This window comes from Thalassoroseus sp., from assembly GCF_984380535.1.
Window position 1 is genome coordinate 172,898 of the sequence record NZ_CFHRBF010000008.1, and the last position, 23,952, is coordinate 196,849.

General features: G+C 53.7%; 13 protein-coding genes. 2 read left to right on the forward strand and 11 right to left on the reverse strand.

The annotated features are described in order from the left end of the window. Positions 1-106 precede the first annotated feature (106 nt). The 4 genes from AC5DDB_RS12790 to AC5DDB_RS12805 form a co-directional block, all read right to left on the reverse strand. On the reverse strand, positions 107-1,576 hold the full coding sequence (locus tag AC5DDB_RS12790; RefSeq protein WP_491740115.1) for a hypothetical protein: 1,470 nt from the start codon (positions 1,574-1,576) through the stop codon (positions 107-109). A 115-nt stretch (positions 1,577-1,691) separates the two neighbouring features. Then, positions 1,692-6,041, reverse strand: coding sequence for a GAP1-N2 domain-containing protein (locus AC5DDB_RS12795; protein WP_491740116.1), 4,350 nt, complete (start codon positions 6,039-6,041; stop codon positions 1,692-1,694). A gap of 61 nt (positions 6,042-6,102) precedes the next feature. Further along, complete coding sequence (locus AC5DDB_RS12800; protein WP_491740117.1) at positions 6,103-8,874, reverse strand: AarF/UbiB family protein; 2,772 nt, start codon at positions 8,872-8,874, stop codon at positions 6,103-6,105. Positions 8,875-8,932: 58 nt separating this feature from the next. After that, positions 8,933-11,197: a TRAFAC clade GTPase domain-containing protein gene (locus AC5DDB_RS12805; protein WP_491740118.1), complete on the reverse strand. Its 2,265-nt coding sequence runs from the start codon at positions 11,195-11,197 to the stop codon at positions 8,933-8,935. A 447-nt stretch (positions 11,198-11,644) separates the two neighbouring features. On the opposite strand from AC5DDB_RS12805, the gene AC5DDB_RS12810 reads away from it, so the two are divergent. Then, complete coding sequence (locus tag AC5DDB_RS12810) at positions 11,645-13,711, forward strand: hypothetical protein (protein WP_491740119.1); 2,067 nt, start codon at positions 11,645-11,647, stop codon at positions 13,709-13,711. A 6-nt stretch (positions 13,712-13,717) separates the two neighbouring features. Here the strand turns inward: AC5DDB_RS12810 and AC5DDB_RS12815 are convergent, their stop codons facing one another. The 7 genes from AC5DDB_RS12815 to AC5DDB_RS12845 form a co-directional block, all read right to left on the reverse strand. Beyond that, positions 13,718-14,275 (reverse strand): DsrE family protein, encoded by a 558-nt coding sequence (locus tag AC5DDB_RS12815; protein WP_491740120.1) that lies wholly within the window; start codon positions 14,273-14,275, stop codon positions 13,718-13,720. Positions 14,276-14,323: 48 nt separating this feature from the next. Continuing rightward, positions 14,324-15,178 carry an endonuclease/exonuclease/phosphatase family protein gene (locus AC5DDB_RS12820; RefSeq protein WP_491740121.1) on the reverse strand — a complete coding sequence of 285 codons (855 nt, stop codon included), beginning with the start codon at positions 15,176-15,178 and terminating at the stop codon, positions 14,324-14,326. A 112-nt stretch (positions 15,179-15,290) separates the two neighbouring features. Next, entirely contained in the window at positions 15,291-16,631 is a 1,341-nt protein-coding gene (locus AC5DDB_RS12825) for a Gfo/Idh/MocA family protein (protein WP_491740122.1), read from the reverse strand. A gap of 70 nt (positions 16,632-16,701) precedes the next feature. Continuing rightward, positions 16,702-17,400, reverse strand: a complete 699-nt coding sequence (locus AC5DDB_RS12830; protein ID WP_491740123.1) for a 3-keto-disaccharide hydrolase — start codon at positions 17,398-17,400, stop codon at positions 16,702-16,704. Positions 17,401-17,454: 54 nt separating this feature from the next. Next, entirely contained in the window at positions 17,455-18,465 is a 1,011-nt protein-coding gene (locus AC5DDB_RS12835) for a threonine ammonia-lyase (RefSeq protein WP_491740124.1), read from the reverse strand. Between the two features lie 19 nt (positions 18,466-18,484). Further along, positions 18,485-19,933 (reverse strand): DUF1501 domain-containing protein, encoded by a 1,449-nt coding sequence (locus AC5DDB_RS12840; RefSeq protein ID WP_491740125.1) that lies wholly within the window; start codon positions 19,931-19,933, stop codon positions 18,485-18,487. A 3-nt stretch (positions 19,934-19,936) separates the two neighbouring features. Beyond that, positions 19,937-22,381: a PSD1 and planctomycete cytochrome C domain-containing protein gene (locus tag AC5DDB_RS12845; protein ID WP_491740126.1), complete on the reverse strand. Its 2,445-nt coding sequence runs from the start codon at positions 22,379-22,381 to the stop codon at positions 19,937-19,939. Between the two features lie 152 nt (positions 22,382-22,533). On the opposite strand from AC5DDB_RS12845, the gene AC5DDB_RS12850 reads away from it, so the two are divergent. Next, complete coding sequence (locus AC5DDB_RS12850; protein ID WP_491740127.1) at positions 22,534-23,946, forward strand: hypothetical protein; 1,413 nt, start codon at positions 22,534-22,536, stop codon at positions 23,944-23,946. Positions 23,947-23,952 lie beyond the last annotated feature (6 nt).

A 23,952-nucleotide genomic window follows, 5' to 3' on the forward strand; every position in this document is an offset into this window, starting at 1 on the left:
ATGTCGAAGTGAAGTGAAAGGTTGAGAGACGTGTACGAGTAACGTTCTTCAACGCCAACGAACAGGCTCGTTTCTATGTGACTTGGCATACTACAAGCATGAACACTTAATCGTTTGCCTCGTCGACTAGCAGCTCAGTTACTGTATCCCAATTGTCTAAGATCTCATCGACAAATTTTGCACACTCATCAAATTGCAATTCCGGCAACCGCTCACCGAGGGCTCGCTCGTACTCATCCCAACCGCTCGGTTGCCCTTGTCGATAGACACTCAATTCACGATTCAGTTGCCAACACAGATCGCTCATCTGGTTCCAAGCCAACTCCGATTCGATGTGACTCAACAACTCATCTCGCTGCTTATTGAATGCTAACGCCGAGCGAATAGGAAATGGCGTTTGCGGATGATCGACGATGTTTCCTCGATTCTGAGAGGTTTTAACATAAAGCTGTTCGTTCCATCGTTTGTTCTCTCGTTTACGGGCCAGCGTATCATAGTACCAATAGTAGTTCGCTTGTCCCGCGCCTCGATCAAAAACCCCTGCCAGAAACTCGCCGTTGTTTCGTCGCGTCTCTAAAATCGGCGGCATGCTCGTAGGAATCTGGGACACCACAAGCGACTTAGCAACCCATTGGCGAAGTGCTTCGCTCACGGCTTTACGATTGACCTCGCAAGTCGCCGTCGACGTCGCCGTCGCCAAGTACATCGCGACATCTGTCGTATCGAGTTCCCGAAGTTCCGCCATCTTCAACTGACATTCGTCGGCTTCCAATGCCATTCGGAATCGCTCAATCTGTGCCTCCTCCGACGCTGTCATCGCAGCAGGAGACTTCTGCAGAAACGCAAGTCGCTGATCGAGCGTCGCTGAAGTCACCGGAACCGCGTCGGGCTGATTCTGCCAATAATCCCCAAACCGACTTCGGCGTTCGAGTTCCGCAACTTCCGCAAGGGCATCCGGCGACAACTGACTTCGATCAATCCTTTGTAGAATGTTGAGACACTCACGATAACTATCCTGATCACATTTCAACTTCGCAGCTTGTAGATCTTCCGCGACTTCAATTTGAACAGCCAAACGAGTTCGATGAGCATCAACTTGCCGCATTAACTCTCGGCCACCAGCGACCGCTCGCAAAGGATTATCAACGAGATCAGTCTGACTAAACTTCGCCAATGCATCATATTCGGACGGGAAGTCGTCAAACGTTCGACGATAAACACTAACGAACTGACCAACCCCAATATGTGCATCTCGAATGGACAGCCAGCCTCTCGTAATCGCCTCGGTCCAATCACGAGCAGCCTGCGAGTCAATAGATACCTCCGAAACAGAATCAGGCAGGGGTTCCGTAGAAAGAAAATCAACGCCTTTTAAGTCAATAATCGACTGTTGATTGACATCGACCAAATTCTTTAGCCCTACAGTCTGATCGTTCACACGCTGTCGCAGCAGACCAACATCGATCGCCGCCACACCCTGAGTATCACCCGCGATGGACTCCATAGCCAAAAACTTTGTAGGCGTCGCAACGAGTAGTGGAACGGCACCGATAAATAAGAGAACTAAAACCTTCATTACCGACCACTCGAAAGTAACGTTTGAAAATAGTCGAGCGGGTATCCCACTCAACCAACGAAAAACAATTGACCTAGCAGCCCTCATCGAACCACCGATCGAGACAAGCGCACAATCATGGGGCCTGAATCGCTTCCACCAGAATCCCTCCTTTCACCAGCCGAGCCTCCTCCTGCACTTCACCACCGATAACTTGATAGAGCGTCCCTGAAAAATGAGGCGTCACGCCCAGCGTTTGACGAACCTCACTGGCATACGGCTCATATGACAAATGATAGATCTCATCGGCGGTCGCAAGAATCTCATCCCGGACCACATCGTAAAGGTCTGTTTGCCAAGTCAACGAGTGTTTATCAGGATCGTCACGAAAATAAGACGCGGCCGACTGTAGTTTGTCACGGCCATCGTTACTGATCAAGTTGATATCAGCACTAAACTTCCAAAGTAGGTCACTAAGTTTTGCACACCGCTCACTCAGTTTCGGACGGCTTGCACTCTTCCGAAACCGAACTCTCATCCGGCAATAGAGTTTGGATGACGCAACCTCTGAATTCACATCGCCCCTCAGTGCTTGCAGCCTTGGCTGCTTACTATAGAACTGCAGTTCATAAACCCGATCCGCGTCGGCCTGATCGAGCGTATCAGGATATCGAACGTAATAACGATATGTCCTCCCACTCGTTCCCGACGGAGCCCGGCCGGTAAACACAATTTTATCCTTCGACGAAACCTGTACCACCAACTCCGCTGGGATGAGTCGAACATCATCTCGCCCAGGAACCAGCGGAAAACGTCGTGTATCGACGTCCCGACCACTCCCATCCGATGGCAGAAGCCATTCGACATCGAGATATGAACGCGGGTCGTGTGTAAGCTCTCCTGGCGACTGAATTCCACTAGCGACAGTTCGCAGAACCTTTGTCTGCTTCTGAAGTTGTTTAGCCACGGAATCTAAAACGCCCTGATTTTCCAAGGCCAGAAGATTCGATTTGCGAAGCGTCCAGTTGATGCAATGCACGGCATGATATAAATCGTGAAGCAAGCCTACACGAGATTGCTCAACATCGGGCAACTGGATAAAGTCTTCAATCCGCGGATGTTCGCGACGTGACGGCTCGATAATCGACTGCTGCTCGTCATCACCAATCGGCACTCGCACCGACGGGAACAGAGTGTGTATCAAAGGCTCTTCAATCGGCAACCTACCAGCAAGTCTCAATGGCTCCTTAGCTTTGATCGGACCGAGAAACGAAAGAAAGTACTGATCTCGCCTGCAGTCCACCTGCAGCAAACTTGAAAGAAACATTCGTTCCAACGATTCTTTTGCCGCCATCTCGCCAACATCTTGCCAACGACATTCAAGTGCATTCGTCTCGCGATTCCAACGAAAACCAAGTGAAACGGTGTTGTCAGCGTCCTCTGCAACAATGGGTGCCCGCACGTGTGCCAAAACGAGTAAGGTCTCGTTGTGTTTCTGGTCCACCTCAAGAACTTTTTCATCCGCCAGATGCAGCGTTAGTCTACGAACCGCCTGGCCTGCAGGCAGTTTCGCAAATGGTGTCCATTCATCCGAACCCTTAGGCAATGACAGATAGTAGAGCTTTCGACCATCCGTCTCCTTCTGATCTTTTGAGAGTTGCAGCACCGATACGGGTTCCGACTCCGGCGGCGAACCCTTTTTCCCTTCAACGTTAGTCTCGACCCGAGTATCGTCTGCAGTTGTTCCCTGATCCTCTGAACTTCCAACTGCCGTCGGCGAGTTTGTGTTCTCAATCGTTTTGGGAGCACCAACCGCATCCGTTGTATGTGACGCATCCTGATTGGCCACCAGTAAGACAGGTTCGAGAGGAGTCTGCGACTCAACTTCGCTCTGAGTGAGATTCTCGGACTGACTTGGAATTTGCTGAGAATGAGACTCCTGCGGATCAACATTGTCATGAGCCGAAGTCTGCTTCGCCATGACATCGATTGGAGCAACCGGCGACTCGACATCTTCAGGAACAGCTGGGCGAAACATGACAATCAATACGCCGACCACCCCGATCATGACTAGACTGCCAATCACAAGCGGGTTCTTGATTGCAGCAAGCTTATCCTTTGGTCGCTCGGTTGAGTTTGCATGGGGTTGTGTAACCCGTGGAAACGGTTCGTCTTGACCGTCCCTGGTGAACCCCTTCCGAATACGAGAGACAACGTTGGCAGGCAATGGTTTCTGTTGCAATACTCGATCGCAAACCAACAACACCGCCGTAGTCCGATGACTCCCATCTGGATCATCTTCGAGTTCAGAATCGGGCATTGCGTATCGCGCATGGCAGACTAATTCGTGACTCGCGTGGTCGAGTTGCTCTGACCGTTGCTTTCGACGCGCAAATGACTTCAACCGTTCAACAGTTCCTTGTCGTGATTGAAGCTGATCGATCTCCTCAAGAGCCTTTCGAACTCCTTGCCAACCGACCACTCTAGCATTCAGCTCGGTGTTCAATAATGGATTGGCATCAATCAAGAGTTCTAATGTCTTGTCAAACCGACGCTCTTCCGGCAACTCATTTAACCGACTTGCCAAGGCAGTGCCGAGTGGACTCAAGTCTTCACGCTGTTCGTTGGCCACACGATCGGCGTAGACTTCAAACACACATTGTCGAATTGACTTTGACTCTCGAATCGCGACTAGCAGCGACTTCGTTGACTCTGGCTGATTACTTGCCGCGAGAACAATTTGGTCGACGAACCAAACTAGTAGTCGATTCGCCTCATCGGTCCCCTTTTTGGACAACGCGGAGCAAACGACTTCCACTTCTTCGCGGGTCATCGCTTTCTGCAGTAGCAAAGCCAAATATTTGCGACATTGATCGATAGGCTGACGAGAGAGCAGTTCCGCGAAGAGCGGCTGCTGATTTTCTCGATGGGAAGGAGACCATAGTCCAGGACAATCGGCGGGAATCTGATTGGCTTTTCGAATGGCTCGCTCTAACAGAGCCACACGTATCGCGATGGAAATCTCCTGCGACTCTAAAACTTCTGTCAGCCGTTCAGAGTTCTTTTGAATCACGTCGATCAAGAGCAACCGAATGACTTCTTGAACTTCTTTCGAGACTTCGGCCTGCTGATTGAGCAATCGAACAATCGCTAGAGAGCGATCTGGATGCTGTGAAAGTTCTTGAAAACTAGTCTCTCGTTGCAATGGTCCATTGCTAGTTGATTGCGTTGTCACTTTGTCACGCGATGACGACGACTGTTCTCTCAACTTGACGAGTTTCTTCCCGACCTCTTGACAAAGTTTGCGAGAGGCCCGTCCGGAAGGGATCGAACGCAGATCTTGCTGAAACTTCGGCGTTTCCGCTGCAATCATCGCACGATCTGCCAAGATAACGCTTTGTAGCATTTCGACGAGATCGGACTTGTCGGTTGTTTGCATCGACTCCATATCGTGGATAAACGCATCTATGTCAGCGAACCCATAGTTAACAAGTCGCTCGACAATTGACTTTGCGTAGTTTGCACATGGTGTCGAACGATCAATTGCGGAATCGTCGTCCTGAAATGTATTGATCGCAAACCCGCGATTGTGCGAGGCCTCACTTGGCAGTCGCCCGTGTTGTGGCTGATAGAACGTTGTTGCTGCAAGCGTCGTTTGCGGTCGATCTTCGATTCCTTCTAATGTCGAAAAACTTAGCCATTCACCAATTCCAGTGCGTGGAAGCAGTCGAGCGACGCCGTAGAAAATGAGTGCCGCCAGGCTCGGCTCAACGGCTAACAACATCGTCTGTCGTCGTTCGAGGTTGAGATCGAGGAACCCTGTTAGCGTGTCGCTTAGAAGTTGCTGACGCTGCTGGGGTGTCTTTTGCCAGAAACGTATGGGGACGGTTCCCCGAACATCAATACTCGGCGCATGAGCAGAGGCCGGTTGACGCAAATAGCTAAGCAGGAGTTCGTCATTGATAATCGGCTCTGTGGAGCCATTCAGTTCAGCGATGTGGTTGAATGTCGGCAACTGGAATGGCAGGTCTGCCTGATCAGTATCAACCCAGCCATCGCTCCCCCAAAGCCGGAGAGCATCAACAGCCGTCCAGCCAGGTTCTTGACCGTCACTATTTTCGGAACAAAGGACGTGAGAAAAATAGGAGCCGGGGCGGCCTTTCGTGTCTGTCGTGCGGTAGGCAACTTGTGCAACGATCCTCAAGCCTCCGACTGAGGGCATATAGAGTAAACGTCGCCAGTGACTTGTTGTGTCCGCATCGTGTTTTGTCGCATCAGCCGCCGGCAAATCACTCGGCAGATGATAGTACATATATGGTTCAATTTGCCGAAAGTAATCGTGACTATGCTCACGAGCCACGGAACCCGATCGCGTACTATACTCGAAGACTTGCTGACCGACCGCTTCGTCGCCGCGTTGATGCAGGTACGATGTGGCATAGGTGCAATGTGTGCAATAGAGCTGATGAACTGTCGGTTCGGTCATTAAAGGGACCTGTTCAAGTCGCGTCGTCCGGTGTCGGGTGTTAAGTGAAATCAAAACGTTGTCATGGTAGTTGGCCTAAAATCAATGGTTCACTCGTTAGTGTTTCTTCGGGAACATCAAAGCTGGCCCATACAACGACATACATGCCTTTCCAATTGAGACGAGCTTTGAGAGGGCGAAGTGTCAATCGTCCTCCGCCACTAACTTCATAGGCATTCCGAGTGACTTTCAGTTCGTAGACGCTGTCGACGGAGTCCGGTCTCGCATCGGCTGCCGGAGCCGACGGACAAAGTTTGACTAAACATGCGTCGGTGAATCGGGGTTCCGGCCAAGTCCATTTAATTTCCCAGCCCGGTGAAGACCCCGGCAATCGGCGGATGCACGAGTTTCTAAGCGTCGGCATGGCGAGTCCGTTGATGCTTCGAGGGGCGATTACGTTCGGTATCCACTCCCGAAGCGTGTGGCCGTACTTGCGGAACGGTTCCGGAAACCTCGTCACGACTCGCATGTTGAATTGATCGACGAATCGCTCGCGTTGACCGGTCCGCAGCACCTCGATCAACGCCGTCATCCCTTGCGATGCCGTCTTAGCAACCGCAATGTGCCGTTTTTGCTCGGGTGTGAACGGCCAATTTGCGAGCACCGGCGACGCAACACATTTGCCGATGACGAGTACATCTTCCTTAGCGATTGCGAGGTCGAGCGTCCTCAGAAGCATTTTGCGTTCCCGTGCTTCGTTCCAGGCGTTCTTCCACGGTTCCGCTTCGGTGCAGTCGTTCAGGCGAGGATCCCACGCCTCAAGCAGAGTTTGATCACGTTCGGGACTCGGAGGATCATCGAGCGAAATTCGGCTCAGGTTCTGTAGTAGTGGTGCCAGAGCCATCGCCTCGTTGGCACGGGCTTTGGTCTCGGGATCGGCGAGCGACTCGGCATCGGCAGCTCGGACTGCCCGCCATGCCATCGCGACGGAGATTTTCGACGGCACCCGCTGACGACACGCTTTTTCCAACCGCGAGATGGCACGCAACCGGTGGGCGGCTTGTTCGATACGTCCTTGTGATGCGGGGTGATAACCGTCCGCCAGTTCCGCGTCTAATTTCGCAATTGCCTCTTCACCAACGCGTGTCGGCTGATTGCCATCGTGCTGACGAATTACCTTTTCAATAGCTTGAAATTGACGGATGCGTTGCTGGGCTGCCCGGACTTGCGGCCGGTGTTTTTCAGCATCGCTCCAATTGGCGAACAGCGACTCTTTCCAGGCGGACACGATTGCTTGATCGCTGGCGAGTGTAGCCGATTTGGGAAGTTTCAAGAACGCGGCCAAGGCCTCATGACGGGCAATCAATCGCTGAATCGAAGCGGCTTGTCGATCGACTTTCGGATGCCCCCCGAGTCGTTTCAATTGTTCCCAATGCCTCTTGAGCAACGCCACATCACAAGGAGACTTCGTGGCAACTCGCAACACGGTTTCCGCGAGCGATTGTCGTTCACGCCACCGGGCAACCTCGGACTGGAACTCTTTTGCACTTGCGCGACTAGAAAGCACTGCTTGATTCTCATCCCAAATTCGAATCAATGTGCTGCCGTCGCCGGATTGCCGGGCTTGTCTTAACCGGTTCAGAATCGGCAGAACTTTTGCGGCATGGCGGGCTTGGGCGACGGCGGCCTTCGCACGCGGGTATTGATCGAGAAGTTTCGGATCGTAAAGTCTTGCCATCGCCGCCTCGTCTCCAGTCCGGACGGCTTGTTCAAGCTGTTCGCGACGTTTGACACGTTGCTCGGCGTGGTTCAACTGAGACTGCAAATCCGCCGGTGCGTTTCTGCGGTTCACCAACGCAAGTGCCTCGTCGAAGGCGTGACGACTGAGTAGCTCGCGGACTTTGTCATAGTCGCAAACGAACTGTTGCAGGGCCGGCACTTGCAAAAGCGGTCCATGCCATAGGTCCGCTAACTCCTGAGACCAACGACGGACCTTTTCGTCCGGCAGACGCTGTAAGTCGCGGAGCAGGGCAGATCGGGTCGGTTCGTCGAAGTCTTGTCGACGGAACAGCAACTTGTCGTACAGATCTTCTTCGCGCCCCGGTTCGTTGTACGTGAACCACAGTCGCGGGCGAGCCGTCAACGCACGCAACACGACGAGAATAAACAACGCCGAAAAGTTGTCTAAGCCGGGATAGAGTTTCGTATGTTCGTTCCGCTCGCGATGTTGGTACGGTTCGACGCCGATCTCTAAATTCGGTTGGCCTTCCAACACAGGAACGCACATGCAGTCATAATCGACCAGTTTGAGTTGGTTCGAGGGCGTGACCATCACGTTGCCGTGTTGCAAATCGCCATGAGCAATTCGCGCCTTGCACAGCTGATCAATTAAATTGATCCACTTCTCGGAGACATCACCCAGTGCCCGCGAGTTTTGATCGTGACATTGTTTGCGGACCCAATCGAACAACGGCGAACCGGGCACCCACTCCATCGTCAGCAGCGGAAACCATTTCCCGCCTTTGCTGGCAACGCGAATGCCTTGCTCGTGGAAGCGAAAACCGACGAGGGAATCGGGAAGCGATCCATTCAGACCGTTGAGGTAATGACTAATTGCAGAGTAGCGGTCGCGGTGTTCCCGTCCGGAGGCTCGTGTGAAGACGCGGATGGCGACATCACCACGACCGCGGATGCCTCCCTTGTAAACAGCTGCAAATGCCCCCGAGCGGGCCTTCGGTTGATGCGTTTTCGTGTTGGATTCGACGACGCACGCCTTGAGGTCCGCGTCACGGAATGCGATCTGCGGATTCTGCAGCATGTTGCTATATTCGCTGGCAATCGGCCAATCGCTCATCGTCCGTTCCAACTCACGTCGTCAATTCCATTCCGGTCAATTCGCCGGTCACACGTACTCAGTCCAGGACCGGATAACCATTCATGTGTAGCAGCCAGACAAGTGGCTCCAAAATTCCATAGGGTTCAATATTGCGTTGACTCAGGTCATCCACACCGGGCCGATCCAACCCTACCGGCGTCAGAGGAAAGAACGCGTAACGCTCGCCGAACAAATTGCGAATTTCGCGTTCGATATTCCACCCGGGCCAAATGACTTCCCGCATGTTCGCTGTCAGCTGCGAACGCTGTTCGATGATCGCCAAGCTAAACGATTTGTATTCGGTGTCGATCCGATCCAATTCCTCGTAGAACTGCGAGACCACATCGCTGCCTTGCCCAAAACCCTGATTGACCATCAAATCGAGTTTCGTCAGACACAACGCGACCGGCGAGTGGATTTGCTGCCCGTCTTTCACTCGCCGATGCAGTCGCAAGTCCTCACGGAAATTCGATAACGCTTGGACCTGCTGTTCCTCGGGAAGGGTGGGATCGAGGAAGAAGAAATAACCGTCCGCGTTTAACGCCCGGAACCGGTGATGATGCTCGGTATCAATCGTCACTTGCCCGGCGTAATCGAACAGACTTGTGAGCACGTTCGATTTCCCGAACCGATCGTTGTCACGAAAGCTAAAAATCAAAGGGTGTGGCAGACGGTTCGCTCGACTGGCGGCAGGTCGCATCCGGCTGTGCAGGAGTTGCTCGACGAGCGTATCGAACTGCGAGGAAGCCGCCGAGCGGACGCGTTCAAAGTGAACTTGCTCGGGACAACGCCCGCGATTTAATTCTCGATAGACCATCGACATCCAGTGCGTCTTCCCAGACGACGCCACCCCCAATGCGGGAAACCCCAACTTGGTGCGGTCGCGGTACGAAGCATTGAAGACGAATTCGCACTCTTCGTATGGTTCCTCGCTGATGACGTTCACGCAACGGAGTTGGCCGTCGCCGAGTCGGTGCGACGCCTTCCCTTCAACCGTTTCGAGTTTGCCAACGCCCAAACATCGTGGACAGGTTTTGGCGTTCTCTTTCTTTGCCCGCCGAAGTTTTGATAACAAAATGGAACTGAGCCCGGCATAGACAACGAGCAATCCCGCACCGAGAAAACCGCTCGTTAGTTGGCGAGTACGGACGACGTTCGCCCAATCCGTCTGATGAGTCCCGAGCTCCTGATTCAATTCCTCCAACCGTGTGAGGTCGGCGTCCAAACCGTTGGTCAAGGCCTGCAAAAGCGTCAAGTTCTCTTCGAAGCTTTGGATGGCCTGACGGGATTCGATCCAAGCGGTCGCCCAGCGTTCGGGCTGGTCGCCCGCCGACGGTGCACTCAGCACGTTGAGGACGTCACTTTTCCATTGCTCCTTGAGCCGCTCGTAGTCGGTGTGTGCCTCTTGCGATTTGCGTTCTAAGTCTTCCCGCACGATCGCTTGCTCGACGGCTTGGATTTCGGCGGCCATGACTTTTCGCGGGGAACTCTGCTGACCGGAACCGAGCGAGACCAGCGACTCATACGTCCGGTTGCCGAACAGGAAGATCACGACCAACGGAACCGCCGGGACGGCCAACACCAACGCGAGCAACCCGATTCGCCCCAGCAATTTGCCCCGCCAAACCCAGAACAGTCGGCGAAAGTATTGCCGAGCACTCAACCAATAGGCGGCCAAGACCATGCAGCCAGCGAACACACCCCACACCCACAACCAGCGATTGTACTTGTTAAGCAGCAACGCGAGTCGGGTCACAAATGCGGACTGTGCCTTCACTTCGAACAACCGATTCGTCTGCTGATTGACCGCGGTCCGAACTTGCAACCATTCGGTCCGGGTTTGCTCGACGTCTCGCATCATAGCATCGCGAGACGCCTCTAAATCCGATTGCCAATTGTTGAAATTCTGTTGTTGCGCGGACAACACGGACGGTCGCAGGTGGTCATTCACCCGCTGCAACGCAGCTAGCATTGCATGAGTGGGGTCACGTCGGAGGATGTTGCTGAGATTGTTAACTTCGTCGCTGAAGAAGCGATACTCCGCTTCGAGTCGCGTTCTTTTCGACACGGTCGCAATGTACTCGCGAGCCAGCTCGGCAAAATCTTCGTCGCCGGTGAATGTCGCCGGTTGTATCCGGTTGACCGAACCCGACGAAAGCCGATCGGCTTCCTCGGAAAACGCGTTGCTTGTCGTAAAACTCGCAACCACGACACTCAAACCCAAGATGTACCCCCATCGCCAAGCCAGGTTGGCCCGAGGACAAAACGACCATCCACCTGCCATGGATTTGGCCGAATTCATCCCGAAAGTCTTTGCGAAAAGCGGGCGGAAAGACATTGAGTGCCTTGCAAAGGCTCGATGGATAGAAGTGGGTGAGAGTCACCCGATCTGTTGTCATTGTTGGGAACTAGACAACAACGAGTTGTGAAAGCGTCAGCACTTCCAAACTATCCGACCGGGTTTCCCCATTCAAGCGATCCCCCTAAGTCTCGACATCCTCGGAACTTGAAATCCCGAGTCACCGGATTGACTATGAACGAATACGTACCGGCCCAGTAAGAGATCAAACAATCCCGCAACTGGGGGACAAAAAGAGGAGATCCCAGCGAAAATGCTTCGGGCTGCTTTGGTTTGACAACACGCAAAACCACCCAGTCAACCTAAACTTTCTATTGCGACAGTATCCGCGACTGATAAGATCGATGTGAACATGTGAGTTTGCCCACACAGCTCAGCAGGAATGCGGATATGAAGTTGAATTTGGTGCTGGTCGGTCTTGTCAGTGTCGGTGCGATTTGCGGTCTCGACGATTATCGCTTGTCGTCTCATGCTCAAGAACAACCTGATAGTTCCGCTCCGATAACGACCGCCTATGAGCCGTCCGCCGATCCAGCCGCAAATGCCGCAGTCACGAAACTGAACCCGTTACTGCAGAACTTCGCAAAACAAAACCCGCAAATCTACGGCATTTTGCTGATGGCGGACGGCGATCTTGAAACGCAGAAACTCGTTGACGCCGAGTTGATCATCGATGAATCGCAAACCGCGATCGATCAGAAACCGATCTTGGCCGTTTTGAACGCCGAGCTCAAACCCGCTCAGTATCAACTCAAAACGACGAAACACCCGGCCGCAAAACTTCTCGCGGAAATCCAAAAGCGAGTTACCAGCACGTCAGAACTTGGCAACGTTCAGATCCAAGGCATCCGCTACGAGACCAATGCCGGTGGTGGCTTGACCCTCAAGATCCTGGGGTATCGCACTGCAAATGCTTCGACCGATGCAGCGATGCAACTTGATGCTCTGACCACGATTGCAACTGCGGCAATTGCCCAAGTCTATGCTGCTAGCGAACTGCCCAAACCCAATCCGAATGTCGCCGACGTCGTGGACATCGAAGCGCCGAGTGATGAGGACTTGCAACTCGCACAGAAACTTCAAAGCACACTCGACGCCCAAGCCGACCACTTTCCACAAATTTTTGGTCGGCATGTGACAGTCCGACGGGATTACGAAACGAAGCAGGTCCGCTTTCCCATCGAATTAGTGGTCGATGAATCCACACCAAACGCCAATGCCAAGTTGGCTCCCGCAGAACTTCTTGATCTCGCGGCATCGGTGGTACCTCGGGATGTCGTTGAACCGTCCATCCAGCCGCATCCGGTCTCTGCGGTGTTGAAGGAACTTCGTCGCCGGGTCGCGCAAGCTCCCCAGATGAAGGGTGTCGTCATCGATCAACTCCGGTACGACAAAGGCGACGACGTGACGTTCCAAGTGACACCATCTCGTTGGACGGTCTACCTGACAGGAACGGTCCCGCAAACGAGTCTCCGAGCCCCGCTGGAAACGCTAGGCAACGCCGTCTTGCATGATGCCTACCGAGGCCACAAACAACCCTCGCCAGTTGCAGACGCCTCGCAGATGATGTTGGAACCGCCAACCGTGCAAGACGTGCTCAATCAACTTGCGAAACAAATTGCCAAAGACAAGGCCCTCACGGGTGCGAGTGTCACTCGGGCGGAGTACGTCGAACAGAACGATGGAACCGCACTCGCACTTCAAGCAGGCACGATCGCACACAATGGTCAGCGTGATTTACTCATCAATGCGGCAAACGATGTGCTCAAACAACTGACGAACAACGAACCAGAGACCCCACTAGCACAAATTGGTAACGGCATTCGCCGCGAGTTTATCTCTGCCAGTCCCTATGCGGAGGAATTGCAGAAACGCGTGGAGGTTCATCGAGATTTGGGAGGATGTCTGATTCGTGATGCCAAGTACATCGAGACTGCAGACGGTTCGGAAGTGCTGGAAGTTTCCGCGCGAATCAGCCAAGCGGAACAACGCGACACGCTCACTCAACTCGGCAACGAAGTTGTGAATGACCTTTACGGTCCGGCTTGGCCGCGTGTGCAGTTGCAAGCTGAGGAAGTTCGGCCGTCGAAAATTGTGGCGGCTCAAATGATGGACTTGGGAGTCAATCTGTATCGTCGTGGAAACTACACAGCCGCACATCAGGCTTTCAGTCGAGCCATCCTCGAAGATCCCAGCTCATTGGCGTGTAAGTACTGGCAGATCGTCACCGAGATCCAACTCGACCGACTACCAGATGCCTACCGCCATGTTCGCCCGCATGTCTCGAAGCAACGCATGGAAGATAACGCGACCGCTCGCGAATATCAGAACATGTTAGACTCGCTGGAATCAGTACAAGGCCCAACTCGACAAATCCTGCATCAACTCGAAAACAAAGCCCGCTTCGAACCGCCGTCACTGCCGAGTCGAGATGAGCCAAGTCCTGACACGATTTAGAGCGGTCTAGTTTCCGAGCGGTATATAGGCATAGCCGTCGGCCTGAAGATTAACGAGCGACGTGAGTGCAGAGACCGTCACTTCCACATTCTTCTCGACATCTTCGGGGCGTTGGCCTTTGCCGATGAGTGACTGGCCGCACACGTAAAATTTCACTCCTGCGGATCTCAGCTTCTGAATGCATTCCGCATTCGGGTTGCCTTTGGTCTGGAACCGCTGAGAGTATATTTCCGGTTTCAAACAGACGAGTGTTGCATCGCCATGTAGCACAACAGCAATCTCGGCATGAGCCGGTTTCTCCCCGGCACCCGCGTAAATATTGACGTACCGAGCGACCTTCTCAACTCCCGCATTCAGTTTGGTCGGGTCGCCGCCTTTTATGAGATCGACGACGATTCGGCTCCCCTCACGCGGTTGCTGCTCAGCGTATTTAAGTTGTACAACCTTTCCAAACCCTTGAACCCTTGGATAGATATATTCCGGCTCGGGTTCCGCCGATACTAGACTTCTTGACGCTGCAAAAAACAAGACGGCAACGAACGCAATCATACGTACGGTATTCATAGATTGATCTTGAAACTCCATATGAGACGCTTAACAAATCGCTGGAAGCTAGTCTTTGGTCTTCAGTCTTAGAACCGCTTGCACAGGATAATGATCGGACGGATAACGACCATCTTCATTCGTATAATTGATGCTTGAGACGAGTGTCTTAAACTCTGGCGAATGCAGTATCCAATCAATCCGCGAACCTTCACGGTTACCTTTCCAACTACCAAAACTAGACTCGCGTTTGCTGCGTTGGGGGTGAGATTGTCGATAGGTATCGACCAGGGAAACGCTGCCACCATCGGAGCCGTTCAACAAAGCTTGATACGGTTTGCCGTCTTCGTTCGTATTGAAGTCCCCCACAACAACGACCGGAATGTTTTGCTGCTGAAGTTTCTCGACGTGTCGACGAATCAGCCGCGCTGACTCCAACCGAGCGGTTTGCCCACGATGATCAAAGTGCGTATTGATAAACACGAACTCGGCATTGTTAGCGTTTCGGTCGCGAAGTTGTACCCACGATGCCATCCGCGGCAGCGAAGAATCCCAGCTTTTGCTACCGGCAACATCGGGCGTTTCGCTCAACCAGTAGAACCCCGAGTCCACTAGTTCGAACCGCGACTTCCGATACATCACCGGAACATATTCCCCTTCCTCCGTGCCATCTTGCCGACCAACACCATGAAATGCATAGCCGGGAAGTTGCTGTTGCAGAAACTCTGCCTGAAACTTGAGAACTTCCTGCGTGCCTAGCAAATCGGGATCGAAGACTTGAATGGTCTCGGCCACTAAGTTCGCGCGGTGATCCCAATGATTCTCCCCATCAGGTGCCGCTCCGTAGCGGATGTTGAAACTCATGACTTTGAGCGGCTGCGTGAGTGTCGAACTCTCAGACGACTGCTGTGCGAGTACAGTCATGGGTAACGGAATCAATGAAGCAAAAAATACGGCAGCAACCCAACAACAAGAAATGATCGATCGAGCGTGTGGCATCATTTCACTTGGTTTCGTAGGAGTGTTCAATAGGAAATCAAACCCAAGTCGGTTCCCAACCTTTGCGGTACTTCTTGGTGATCCACCGTTGAGCTTCGGGAAGGTTGGTGATTTCTAAATTCTCTGCGTTCCAAGCCAGTTCTTGACCGGGGAAACGAATGCCGATCGTTCCGAGCAGCACGGTTTCGGTCAATGGGCCCGCATAGTCGAAGTGAGAAGTCGTTTCGCCCACACCCCGACAGGCATCGGCCCATTGCGTGTAGTGATCGACACTCTCGATGATCGGCAGATCGGTGGCTGCATACTTCTCTTCCGGGAACAATTTCGGCGTGGCAACGTGTGGGATCAAGAGTGATCCTTTCTCGCCCACTAACACGGAACCCGCATTTGGCAGCCGATAGTCAGCCGGGATACCGGTGAGTTCCTCGCGTGGGGGCCGAACGTCGACCGCGTCGTACCAAGTCACTTTGAGATTTGGACCGGCGGTGTATTCGGTGCCGGGGAACGTGTACCGCACAGTGGCCCGATCAGTCCACGTCTCCGGGAACAACGGTGGCGCTTCAGCAGTGAGTTTCGTTGGTGAACCAAGTTTCAAAGATTTGAACACGGGATCCAAAATGTGACAGCCGAAGTCTCCGAGCTGTCCCGTGCCGTAGGCTTGCCAACCCCGCCAGTTGAACGGGTGATACAGTCCGTCTTTATAAGGCCGTTCCGCAGCGACACCTTGCCAAAGATCCCACCGAACGTTCCCCGGCACCGCATCGCTGCCTTGCGGCCGAGCCATGTGTCTCGGCCAACTAGGATTGCCGGCTTGCCAGGAATGAACTTCCTTGACCTTCCCAATTAAACCCGAATGCACCCAATGCACGGCGGTACGGTAGGCCGTGTGCGACTGAATCTGATTGCACATCTGCGTGACAAGTTTGAACTTGTTCGCCGCCAACCGCATTTGCCGAGCTTCGTGCACCGTGTGAGTCAGCGGCTTCTGACAGAACACATGCTTGCCGAGATGCATAGCCGCCATCGATATCGGAGCATGCATGAAATCGGGAGTCGAAACGAGCACGCCATCGATTTCCCCGGCTTGATCGAGCAACTTCCGCCAGTCGGCGTATGTGCGTGCCTCTTCGTACTTCTCAGCGGCTTGGCCGAGATGGGCCTTGGAACTGTCGATATCACACAGAGCGACGACTTCCACCTGCGGGCTGGCTGCGACTCCATTCAGATCGCTCCAACCTTTGCCCCCCGTGCCGATACTCGCAATTCGCAACCGGCTGTTCGCACCGAGCACTTTGGAATATTGAGACGCAGACAAACCAATTGCAGCTCCGGCCAGTGTCGCGGACTGCAAAAACGAACGGCGTGTTTGTTGAGACATGCGATTCTCTGTATTGGATGAGGTATTGAGTATTCTAGGAGTCGCAAACGAGACAGATATTGAAGCGGATTTACTCGTCGTCTTTGGAAAGTTCGCGAATGTAAATATTGCGGAAGAACAAAGTATTCCCGTGGTTTTGCAGTTCGATTTGGCCGGTCGGGTAGAGCGGTTTATCGCGTTCCCAAAAGTTTTCCAGCACAGTGTTGTCGACAACGAGTTTATCGTTGAGTTTGATCGTCACGCGATCGCCAACCATGCGGATGAAGAACGTGTTCCATTCACCAACAGGGTTGTCGGCTTTGACTAATGGGAATCGTGGGTTCTTTTGATTGTTCCACAGCGAACCGGACCCTTTCTCCGCGCCGTGACGGAAGTACGGTTCGTGTTCGGTATCCCAAATCTGAACTTGAGGCGTCCCCCGCAGGTAGATGCCGCTGTCGCCACCTTCGAGGATCTTCCAGTCAACATAGAGTTCAAAGTCACCGTAGTCTTTGGCGGTGCACAGACTTTGTCCCTTGCCATCGAACACCAACACGCCATCGACGACGGACCAGTGTTCCCGCATAGATTCGTCGGCCTTCTCCTGGGCAGCTTTCAACTCTTCCGCCGACATTTTTGCCCGCGTCTTCGGGTTCCCGACCAACCCTTTCCAGCCGGTCAAGTCTTTGCCGTTGAACAGCGGGGTGAATCCTTTCGGCACTTCCGCGTGCGTAACCGCGGCAGAAAGGAGAATCAAAGTTGCCAGCGCGAATGGAGTTGTTCGTTTCATTACATCACTTTTCTAAGTTGTAGTCTCAATTAGCAAGAGAACTTTGTTGACGAGTTAGATGTCTTTGTTGATCCAAGTTTGAAACTGATCTTCATCAACGTTGCGTCCGCTGAGGACAATCACGATATCACCTTCGCCATCCGGTTTCACCTTCCCGGTAAGAATTGCGGCCGTGGTGATCGCCCCGGACGGTTCGGTTCGCACACCGTGATGATCGTATAACCATTTCATGGCTTGCTTGGTCTGCTGATCCGGCACACAGACGGACTCAGCCACGTATTGTTTCAAGATTGGCCAATTGTGTTCGCCAACGTCGTAAGACAAAAGACCATCGCAAATACTTTGCGGGAGATCGATTCGCGTGCGTTCGCCGGTCTCGAGCGATTGTCGAAAGTCATCCGCGTGTTCCGGTTCCACGCCGATAATGTTCGCGTTCGGGAAACCGTCTGCGATCGCCAACGCATGTCCCGCCATTAATCCGCCGCCGCTCACCTGACAGAGAAACTGCGAGACATCACGCTTCTGACGTTGCAACTCCTGCACGATTTCCAAGCCGCCGACGCCATTCCCCGAAATGACATGGTTGTCGTCATACGGGGAGGCCTGCACGCCGTTTTCTTCCTCGGCGATTTGACGTGTGATGCGGTCTCTCTCGCCGGTTTCATGATCACGAGAAATATCGTAGGTGCGGATTTCCGCTCCGAACGACCGTGTGAGTTCGAACTTGCGTTTCGGTGCCGTTTCCGGCATCACAATGATCACGCGTTTGCCATACCGCATGCCCGCAAATGAAATTCCCGACGCGAAATTCCCCGACGAATGCGCAGCCACCGGTCGGTCGCCGATTTGGTCGAGATTGTTCGCCATCCAATTGAGTGCCCCGAGCAACTTGAAGGAACCGACCGGCGTCCAACCGTAATCCTTCAGCCAAACCCGTCGACTCGCCGGCAACCCGAGTTCTTTTTCGAGAGCATAGGAGCGAATGAGCGGGGCAGGGGAGATGTGTTCGCGGATGATGGGTTCCGCACGGCGGACGTCATCGATCGTGGCAACAGAACTGGGCATTGGCTTCGATACTTTGATGCTAGGCGATGATGTCGTGAACGACGTGGCCGGCGACATCGGTCAGGCGGAAATCACGACCGGCGTGACGGTAGGTAAGTCGGAGGTGATCCATACCGAGGAGGTGCAACATGGTGGCGTGCAAGTCGTGCACGTGAACTTTGTTTTCGGTGGCATAGTAGCCGTAGTCGTCGGTGGCTCCGTATCGAATACCGGTCTTCACACCGCCACCGGCAAGCCACATCGTGAAACCTTCGGGGTTGTGATCGCGGCCGTCGTGACCTTTCCCCTGACACGTCGGCGTGCGACCGAATTCCCCGCCCCACAGCACGAGGGTGTCTTCCAAGAGCCCCCGGGCTTTCAAATCACGGAGCAATCCAGCGATCGGCTTGTCGACTTCCCCGGCGTTCTGTTCGTGACCTTTCCGAAGGTTACCGTGCTGGTCCCATTGGACTTCGGTGTTGCTATGCGTGATCTGCACAAATCGCACGCCACGTTCGGCGAACCGACGAGCCATCAAGCATTGTCGACCGAAGTCGGCAGTGGTCGGATTATCCAAACCGTAGAGTTCCTGCGTGGCCTGCGTCTCTTCCGCCAAATCCAACGCCGCTGGCATTTCGGTTTGCATCCGGAATGCTAATTCGAACGATTTGATCCGAGCCTCCAAAGCGGCATCGGGGCCAGTCTGTTCTTGGAATCCGCGGTTGAGCGATTGCATAAAATCGAGTTGCAACCGCTGAGCATTTCGGCTGAGATTCGCGTTCTGAATGTACTTCACACGTGCTTGCTCAGACGACAAACTTGCGTTCCCAAGCGGTGTGCCGGAGTAAGCCGCCGGGAGGAATGCAGAACTCCAGTTCTTTGTTCCGCCGTGTGCAAGTGTCGGGCAGATTGTGATGAAACCGGGGAGATTCGAGTTCTCTGTGCCGAGTCCGTAATTCACCCATGCCCCCATACTGGGACGGACGAAAGTATCGCTACCGGTGTGGAGCTTTAAAGCCGCTCCACCATGCGCGGGATTGGTGCCATGGAGCGAATTGACGATGCACAAATCGTCCACACACTCGGCCACATGCGGGAACAATTCGCTGACGTGAATCCCACTTTCACCGTACTGTTTGAACTTCCACGGCGATGCGAGCAGTTCGCCAGTCGGCGCGAATTGCACGCGTGGCTTTTCGTACGGGAACGGTTTGTTGTCGTCTTTTTGCAGCTGTGGTTTGTAGTCGAACGTGTCCATGTGCGAGGGGCCACCTTTCATAAACAGAAAGATGACGCGTTTCGCTTTGGCAGGAAAATGTGGCGAATCGAACTCGCCAGTCTCGCCGGGCGAATTCGCGGCTCGGGCTTCGTCGGCCAACATCGAAGCCAACGCCAGTGAACCAAAACCGGCACCACAGCGCTGCAGAAGTTGTCGTCGGGAATACATAATCGTGTTCTCTCGCGAGTTCCGAATTGGCAGCGAATTCATTCGTCAACGGACGTAAATAAACTCGCTAGAAGAAACAACCGCTTGGCAGAGTGCTTGCCAGGCTCGTTTCGTTGCGTCATCGGATGGTTCGGGCAGTAGCGCTTCAAATCGGGTGAGAAACTGGCGGGCTTGCGTGGCTTCGATATCGGTCGCGGGGCGGCCATAGGCCAAGGCAAATAGACGCTCAATGCGGTCGGAATCGGTCGGTGCCTCTTCGGTCAATCGTGTCGCCATGGCGGTGGTCAGATCGTCGACGAGGTCCGAATTCATCAGGAATAACGCTTGCGGAGCGATTGTACTCGTCTCGCGATTGCCATTGAGAACGCTGGCATCGGTGTAGTCAAAAAGTTGGAACACATCGTACAAATGGTTGCGAATGACCGGCACGTAGATCGAACGTCGCCGGATGGACCGATATTTCGACTTATCCTGCGAGGTATGATTGAACACAAATTCGTGGTTCTTGACCTTCAGCAGACTCCCGCCGAGTGTCGGGTCGAGTGTGCCACTGACAGCCAGCAAGGCATCACGAATCGATTCGGCATCGAGACGTTGCACATCGAACCGCCAATAGAATTTGTTCGCGACATCCACGTCAGCATTGTCGGCATCGAAACCGCTTCGACGTTGATACGCGGCGGAGGACATGATCAACCGATGCATTTCCTTCACCGACCAACCGCTTTCAACGAACCTCACGGCGAGCCAGTCCAACAACTCGGGATGTGTCGGCGGTTTGCCTTGGAGTCCAAAATTGTCGACAGTTTCGACCAATCCCTTGCCAAAGTGCCAACGCCAAATTCGATTGACCATGACGCGAGCCGTCAACGGGTTCGTTCCGTTCGTGAGCCATCGAGCAAATGCCAGACGCCCACTTTTGTCGTCAGGAATCGGCGGCTGATCATCTCCGGCTAACACCCGCGGAAACCGTCGCGGCACGACATCCCCAAGCGTGAGATGGCTGCCACGAAGATGAATTGACGTGTCGGCAATCTCACCATCCGTGACCCCCATCGCCGAGGAAATCGCCGGTGGATTCGCTTCCAGCGTTTTCAACTCTTCGCGGAGTTTCTTAAGTTCTGTTTGAGTTTCCTCGGGAAATCGCTTTTCGACGTTTTCGGGAACGGTCTCGCCCATGGGCGGTGGAAGTTCACTTTTCGCAGTCGCGATCAACGTCTCAATGGTTTGCTTTTTCGCCGCAACGGACTGTTCGTGCTCTTTCTTCTGAGCAAATTCCTCGGGGGTCGCGATGGGATTCTCGTACCATTTCGCGACGGTTTTTAGGGTCGCCATCGTCTTCGTACTTTTGAAGATCCCGGCGAGGGCGTAATAATCGTCATGGCCGATCGGATCGAATTTGTGCGAATGACAGCGGGCACAACCGAGCGTTAAACCCATTAAGCTGCGACCGACAGTGTCAAGTTGCTCGTCGACGATGTCCATCTCTAGCTTGGCCTTGTCGACTTCCGCCAGAACTTTCGGCCCCAGAACCAAGTAGCCGGTGGCCACCAAACGCTCGTGTCGCAACGCCAAATCGTCGCCGGAGTCCAGCAGATCACCCGCCAATTGCTCGACGATGAACTCGTCGTATGGTTTGTCATTGTTAAAGGCATTGACGACGTAATCACGGTACCGCCATGCATTCCCATGGGCCACGTTTTCGTCTAAGCCGTTGGAATCCGCATACCGAGCCACATCGAGCCAGTGTCTCCCCCAGCGTTCGCCATAGTGCGGGGAACTCAGCAACCGATCCACAACCCGTGGGAACGCGTCGTCCGAGTCGTCGGCCAGGAAGGATTCGATTTCTTCCGGCGTGGGGGGCAGGCCGATCAGGTCAAACGTCGCCCGCCGGATGAGCGTGCGTTTGTCCGCAGAACCCAATGCGTGCAATGGATGTTGCTGCAATCGCGTGTTGATGAACGCATCGATCGGGTTTTGCATCGGCGAATCGAATGCCGGTACGTCCGGTTTCACCAGTGGCTGAAATGCCCAATGCTTGCGGCCGGCTTCGATATCGATTTGACTTTGCGGGCGTGCGACCGTGACGGAACCACTATCCGGATGTGGAGATCCCATTTCGATCCACCGCGTCAAATCCTGGATTTGCTGGTCGGACAATTTCTCGTCCGGCGGCATTTTCAAGTCGTTGTCCTGATACTTTACCGCCGTGAGCAGCAAACTCCGAGCCGGTTTACTGGGCACGATCGCCGGTCCAGCTTTGCCACCAGTGAGGATTCCCGAAAGCGAGTCGAGTCGCAATTCCGACTCTTGCAAATCCTCGCCATGACAATCGTTGCAATGATTGACCAGCAGGGGACGAATCTTGGTTTCGAAGAAACGAATCCCTTCGTCGGTCACGGGCTTTGCCGAGTTTGGGGCCTCGTCGGCAGCGGAAGCCACCCGCACGAGGATTGTCAGTACCAGGAACGTCGTGACGATCCGGCTCATATCCATCATCTCTTTCTGCCGGAGGCGATTCCGGAATTGACACGTTGCGCGAAACTGCGTCGAAAACCGCATGCCCACCATTCGAATCAAACTTCTCTTATGATATATTTGATGCGTTGCGTTGTCATCCCCCAAGAGCAGAAAGAGCAGCTATGAGGTTCCAAATTCCGTTTTTGACCTTCCTCTTGTGCCTATTGGCAAGTCTAGGAAACGCGGCCGAACCGCTGATCATCGAAACGCGATTGGAACCATTTGTTGACGACTTTCTCATCGCAGAGATGACCGGCGACCTCACGCAGCAGGTTCAGAAGCCCGAGCCGAAGGAAGTTTCACTCGTCACGGACAAACCCTGGGAGGGAAACACGAGTGCGTATTACACGATTTTTCGTGATGGCAATCTCTTTCGGATGTACTACCGCGGCTCCCACTTTGACGAAAAAACCCGCAAGTCCGCTCATCCAGAAGTGACATGCTACGCAGAGAGCCAAGACGGAATTCACTGGACCAAACCCAACCTCGGACTCTACGAGTTTGACGGTTCGACCGAGAACAACATCGTGTGGGACGGGATCGGTGCCCATTGTTTCGCTGCGTTCAAAGATGAGAATCCAGACTGCCCAGCCGAGGCGAATTACAAAGCCATTTCGCGTGGTCGACCGCGGGGCGAACGCGGGCTATATGTGTTTCAGTCGCCCGATGGTCTGCACTGGAAATTGATGCACCCGGAACCGGTCATCACCGATGGAGCATTCGATTCACAGAATCTTGCGTTTTGGGACCCACAGGCCAAACTCTATCGCGAATACCACCGCACATTCACAAATCGCATCCGTGCGATTATGACGGCCACCTCAAAAGACTTCATCAACTGGACGGAACCACAACTGTTGGAATACCCCGACACACCGCCACAACATCTCTATACAAATGCCGTCGCTCCGTACCAACGGGCACCGCATCTCTTGATTGGTTTCCCCACTCGTTACTTGCCAGCCGAGGGGCAACGCGTGGAACCCACATTTATGGCGAGTCGCGATGGCGTCACGTTTCGACGCTGGCTAGACCCAGTCATCCCCGAGTCCGCCCCAAAGGACCGCGGAGGCAATCGTAGCAACTACATGGCATGGGGAGTTGTGGAACTTCCCGAACGTCCGAAACATCTCTCCGTCTATGCCACCGAAGCCTATTACACTGGTCCGGACAGTCGCCTACGACGATTCGAATATCGTAAAGACGGATTTGTTTCTGTTCACGGTAGCGAAGCCGGTGGCGAGTTGGTGACGAAACCCGTCTTACTAGGCAAATTGGCGGAGCGTCTTGTTCTGAACTACAAAGTCAATGATGAAGAAGGAAGCGTACGCGTCGGACTTGAAACAACCGATGGTAAGCCCATCAAAAACTATAGCCTCAAAGACTGTGCACCGCTTACAGAGGATTCCATCAATCAGACCGTGAACTGGAACGACGCCGATATTAGCACGCTGAAAGGTAAAACAGTCCGGCTAAGATTTCACGTCAAGAACGCCGACTTGTACTCACTTCAGTTTCAACCCTGGCTACAGTGATCGAAA

What these genes read in the sequence shown, in the direction of transcription:
- AC5DDB_RS12790 (WP_491740115.1), bottom strand. Translation starts at nt 1,576, where the DNA reads ATGAAGGTTTTAGTTCTCTTATTTATCGGTGCCGTTCCACTACTCGTT.
- AC5DDB_RS12795 (WP_491740116.1), bottom strand. Translation starts at nt 6,041, where the DNA reads ATGACCGAACCGACAGTTCATCAGCTCTATTGCACACATTGCACCTAT.
- AC5DDB_RS12800 (WP_491740117.1), bottom strand. Translation starts at nt 8,874, where the DNA reads ATGAGCGATTGGCCGATTGCCAGCGAATATAGCAACATGCTGCAGAAT.
- AC5DDB_RS12805 (WP_491740118.1), bottom strand. Translation starts at nt 11,197, where the DNA reads ATGAATTCGGCCAAATCCATGGCAGGTGGATGGTCGTTTTGTCCTCGG.
- AC5DDB_RS12810 (WP_491740119.1), top strand. Translation starts at nt 11,645, where the DNA reads ATGAAGTTGAATTTGGTGCTGGTCGGTCTTGTCAGTGTCGGTGCGATT.
- AC5DDB_RS12815 (WP_491740120.1), bottom strand. Translation starts at nt 14,275, where the DNA reads ATGAATACCGTACGTATGATTGCGTTCGTTGCCGTCTTGTTTTTTGCA.
- AC5DDB_RS12820 (WP_491740121.1), bottom strand. Translation starts at nt 15,178, where the DNA reads ATGACTGTACTCGCACAGCAGTCGTCTGAGAGTTCGACACTCACGCAG.
- AC5DDB_RS12825 (WP_491740122.1), bottom strand. Translation starts at nt 16,631, where the DNA reads ATGTCTCAACAAACACGCCGTTCGTTTTTGCAGTCCGCGACACTGGCC.
- AC5DDB_RS12830 (WP_491740123.1), bottom strand. Translation starts at nt 17,400, where the DNA reads ATGAAACGAACAACTCCATTCGCGCTGGCAACTTTGATTCTCCTTTCT.
- AC5DDB_RS12835 (WP_491740124.1), bottom strand. Translation starts at nt 18,465, where the DNA reads ATGCCCAGTTCTGTTGCCACGATCGATGACGTCCGCCGTGCGGAACCC.
- AC5DDB_RS12840 (WP_491740125.1), bottom strand. Translation starts at nt 19,933, where the DNA reads ATGAATTCGCTGCCAATTCGGAACTCGCGAGAGAACACGATTATGTAT.
- AC5DDB_RS12845 (WP_491740126.1), bottom strand. Translation starts at nt 22,381, where the DNA reads ATGAGCCGGATCGTCACGACGTTCCTGGTACTGACAATCCTCGTGCGG.
- AC5DDB_RS12850 (WP_491740127.1), top strand. Translation starts at nt 22,534, where the DNA reads ATGAGGTTCCAAATTCCGTTTTTGACCTTCCTCTTGTGCCTATTGGCA.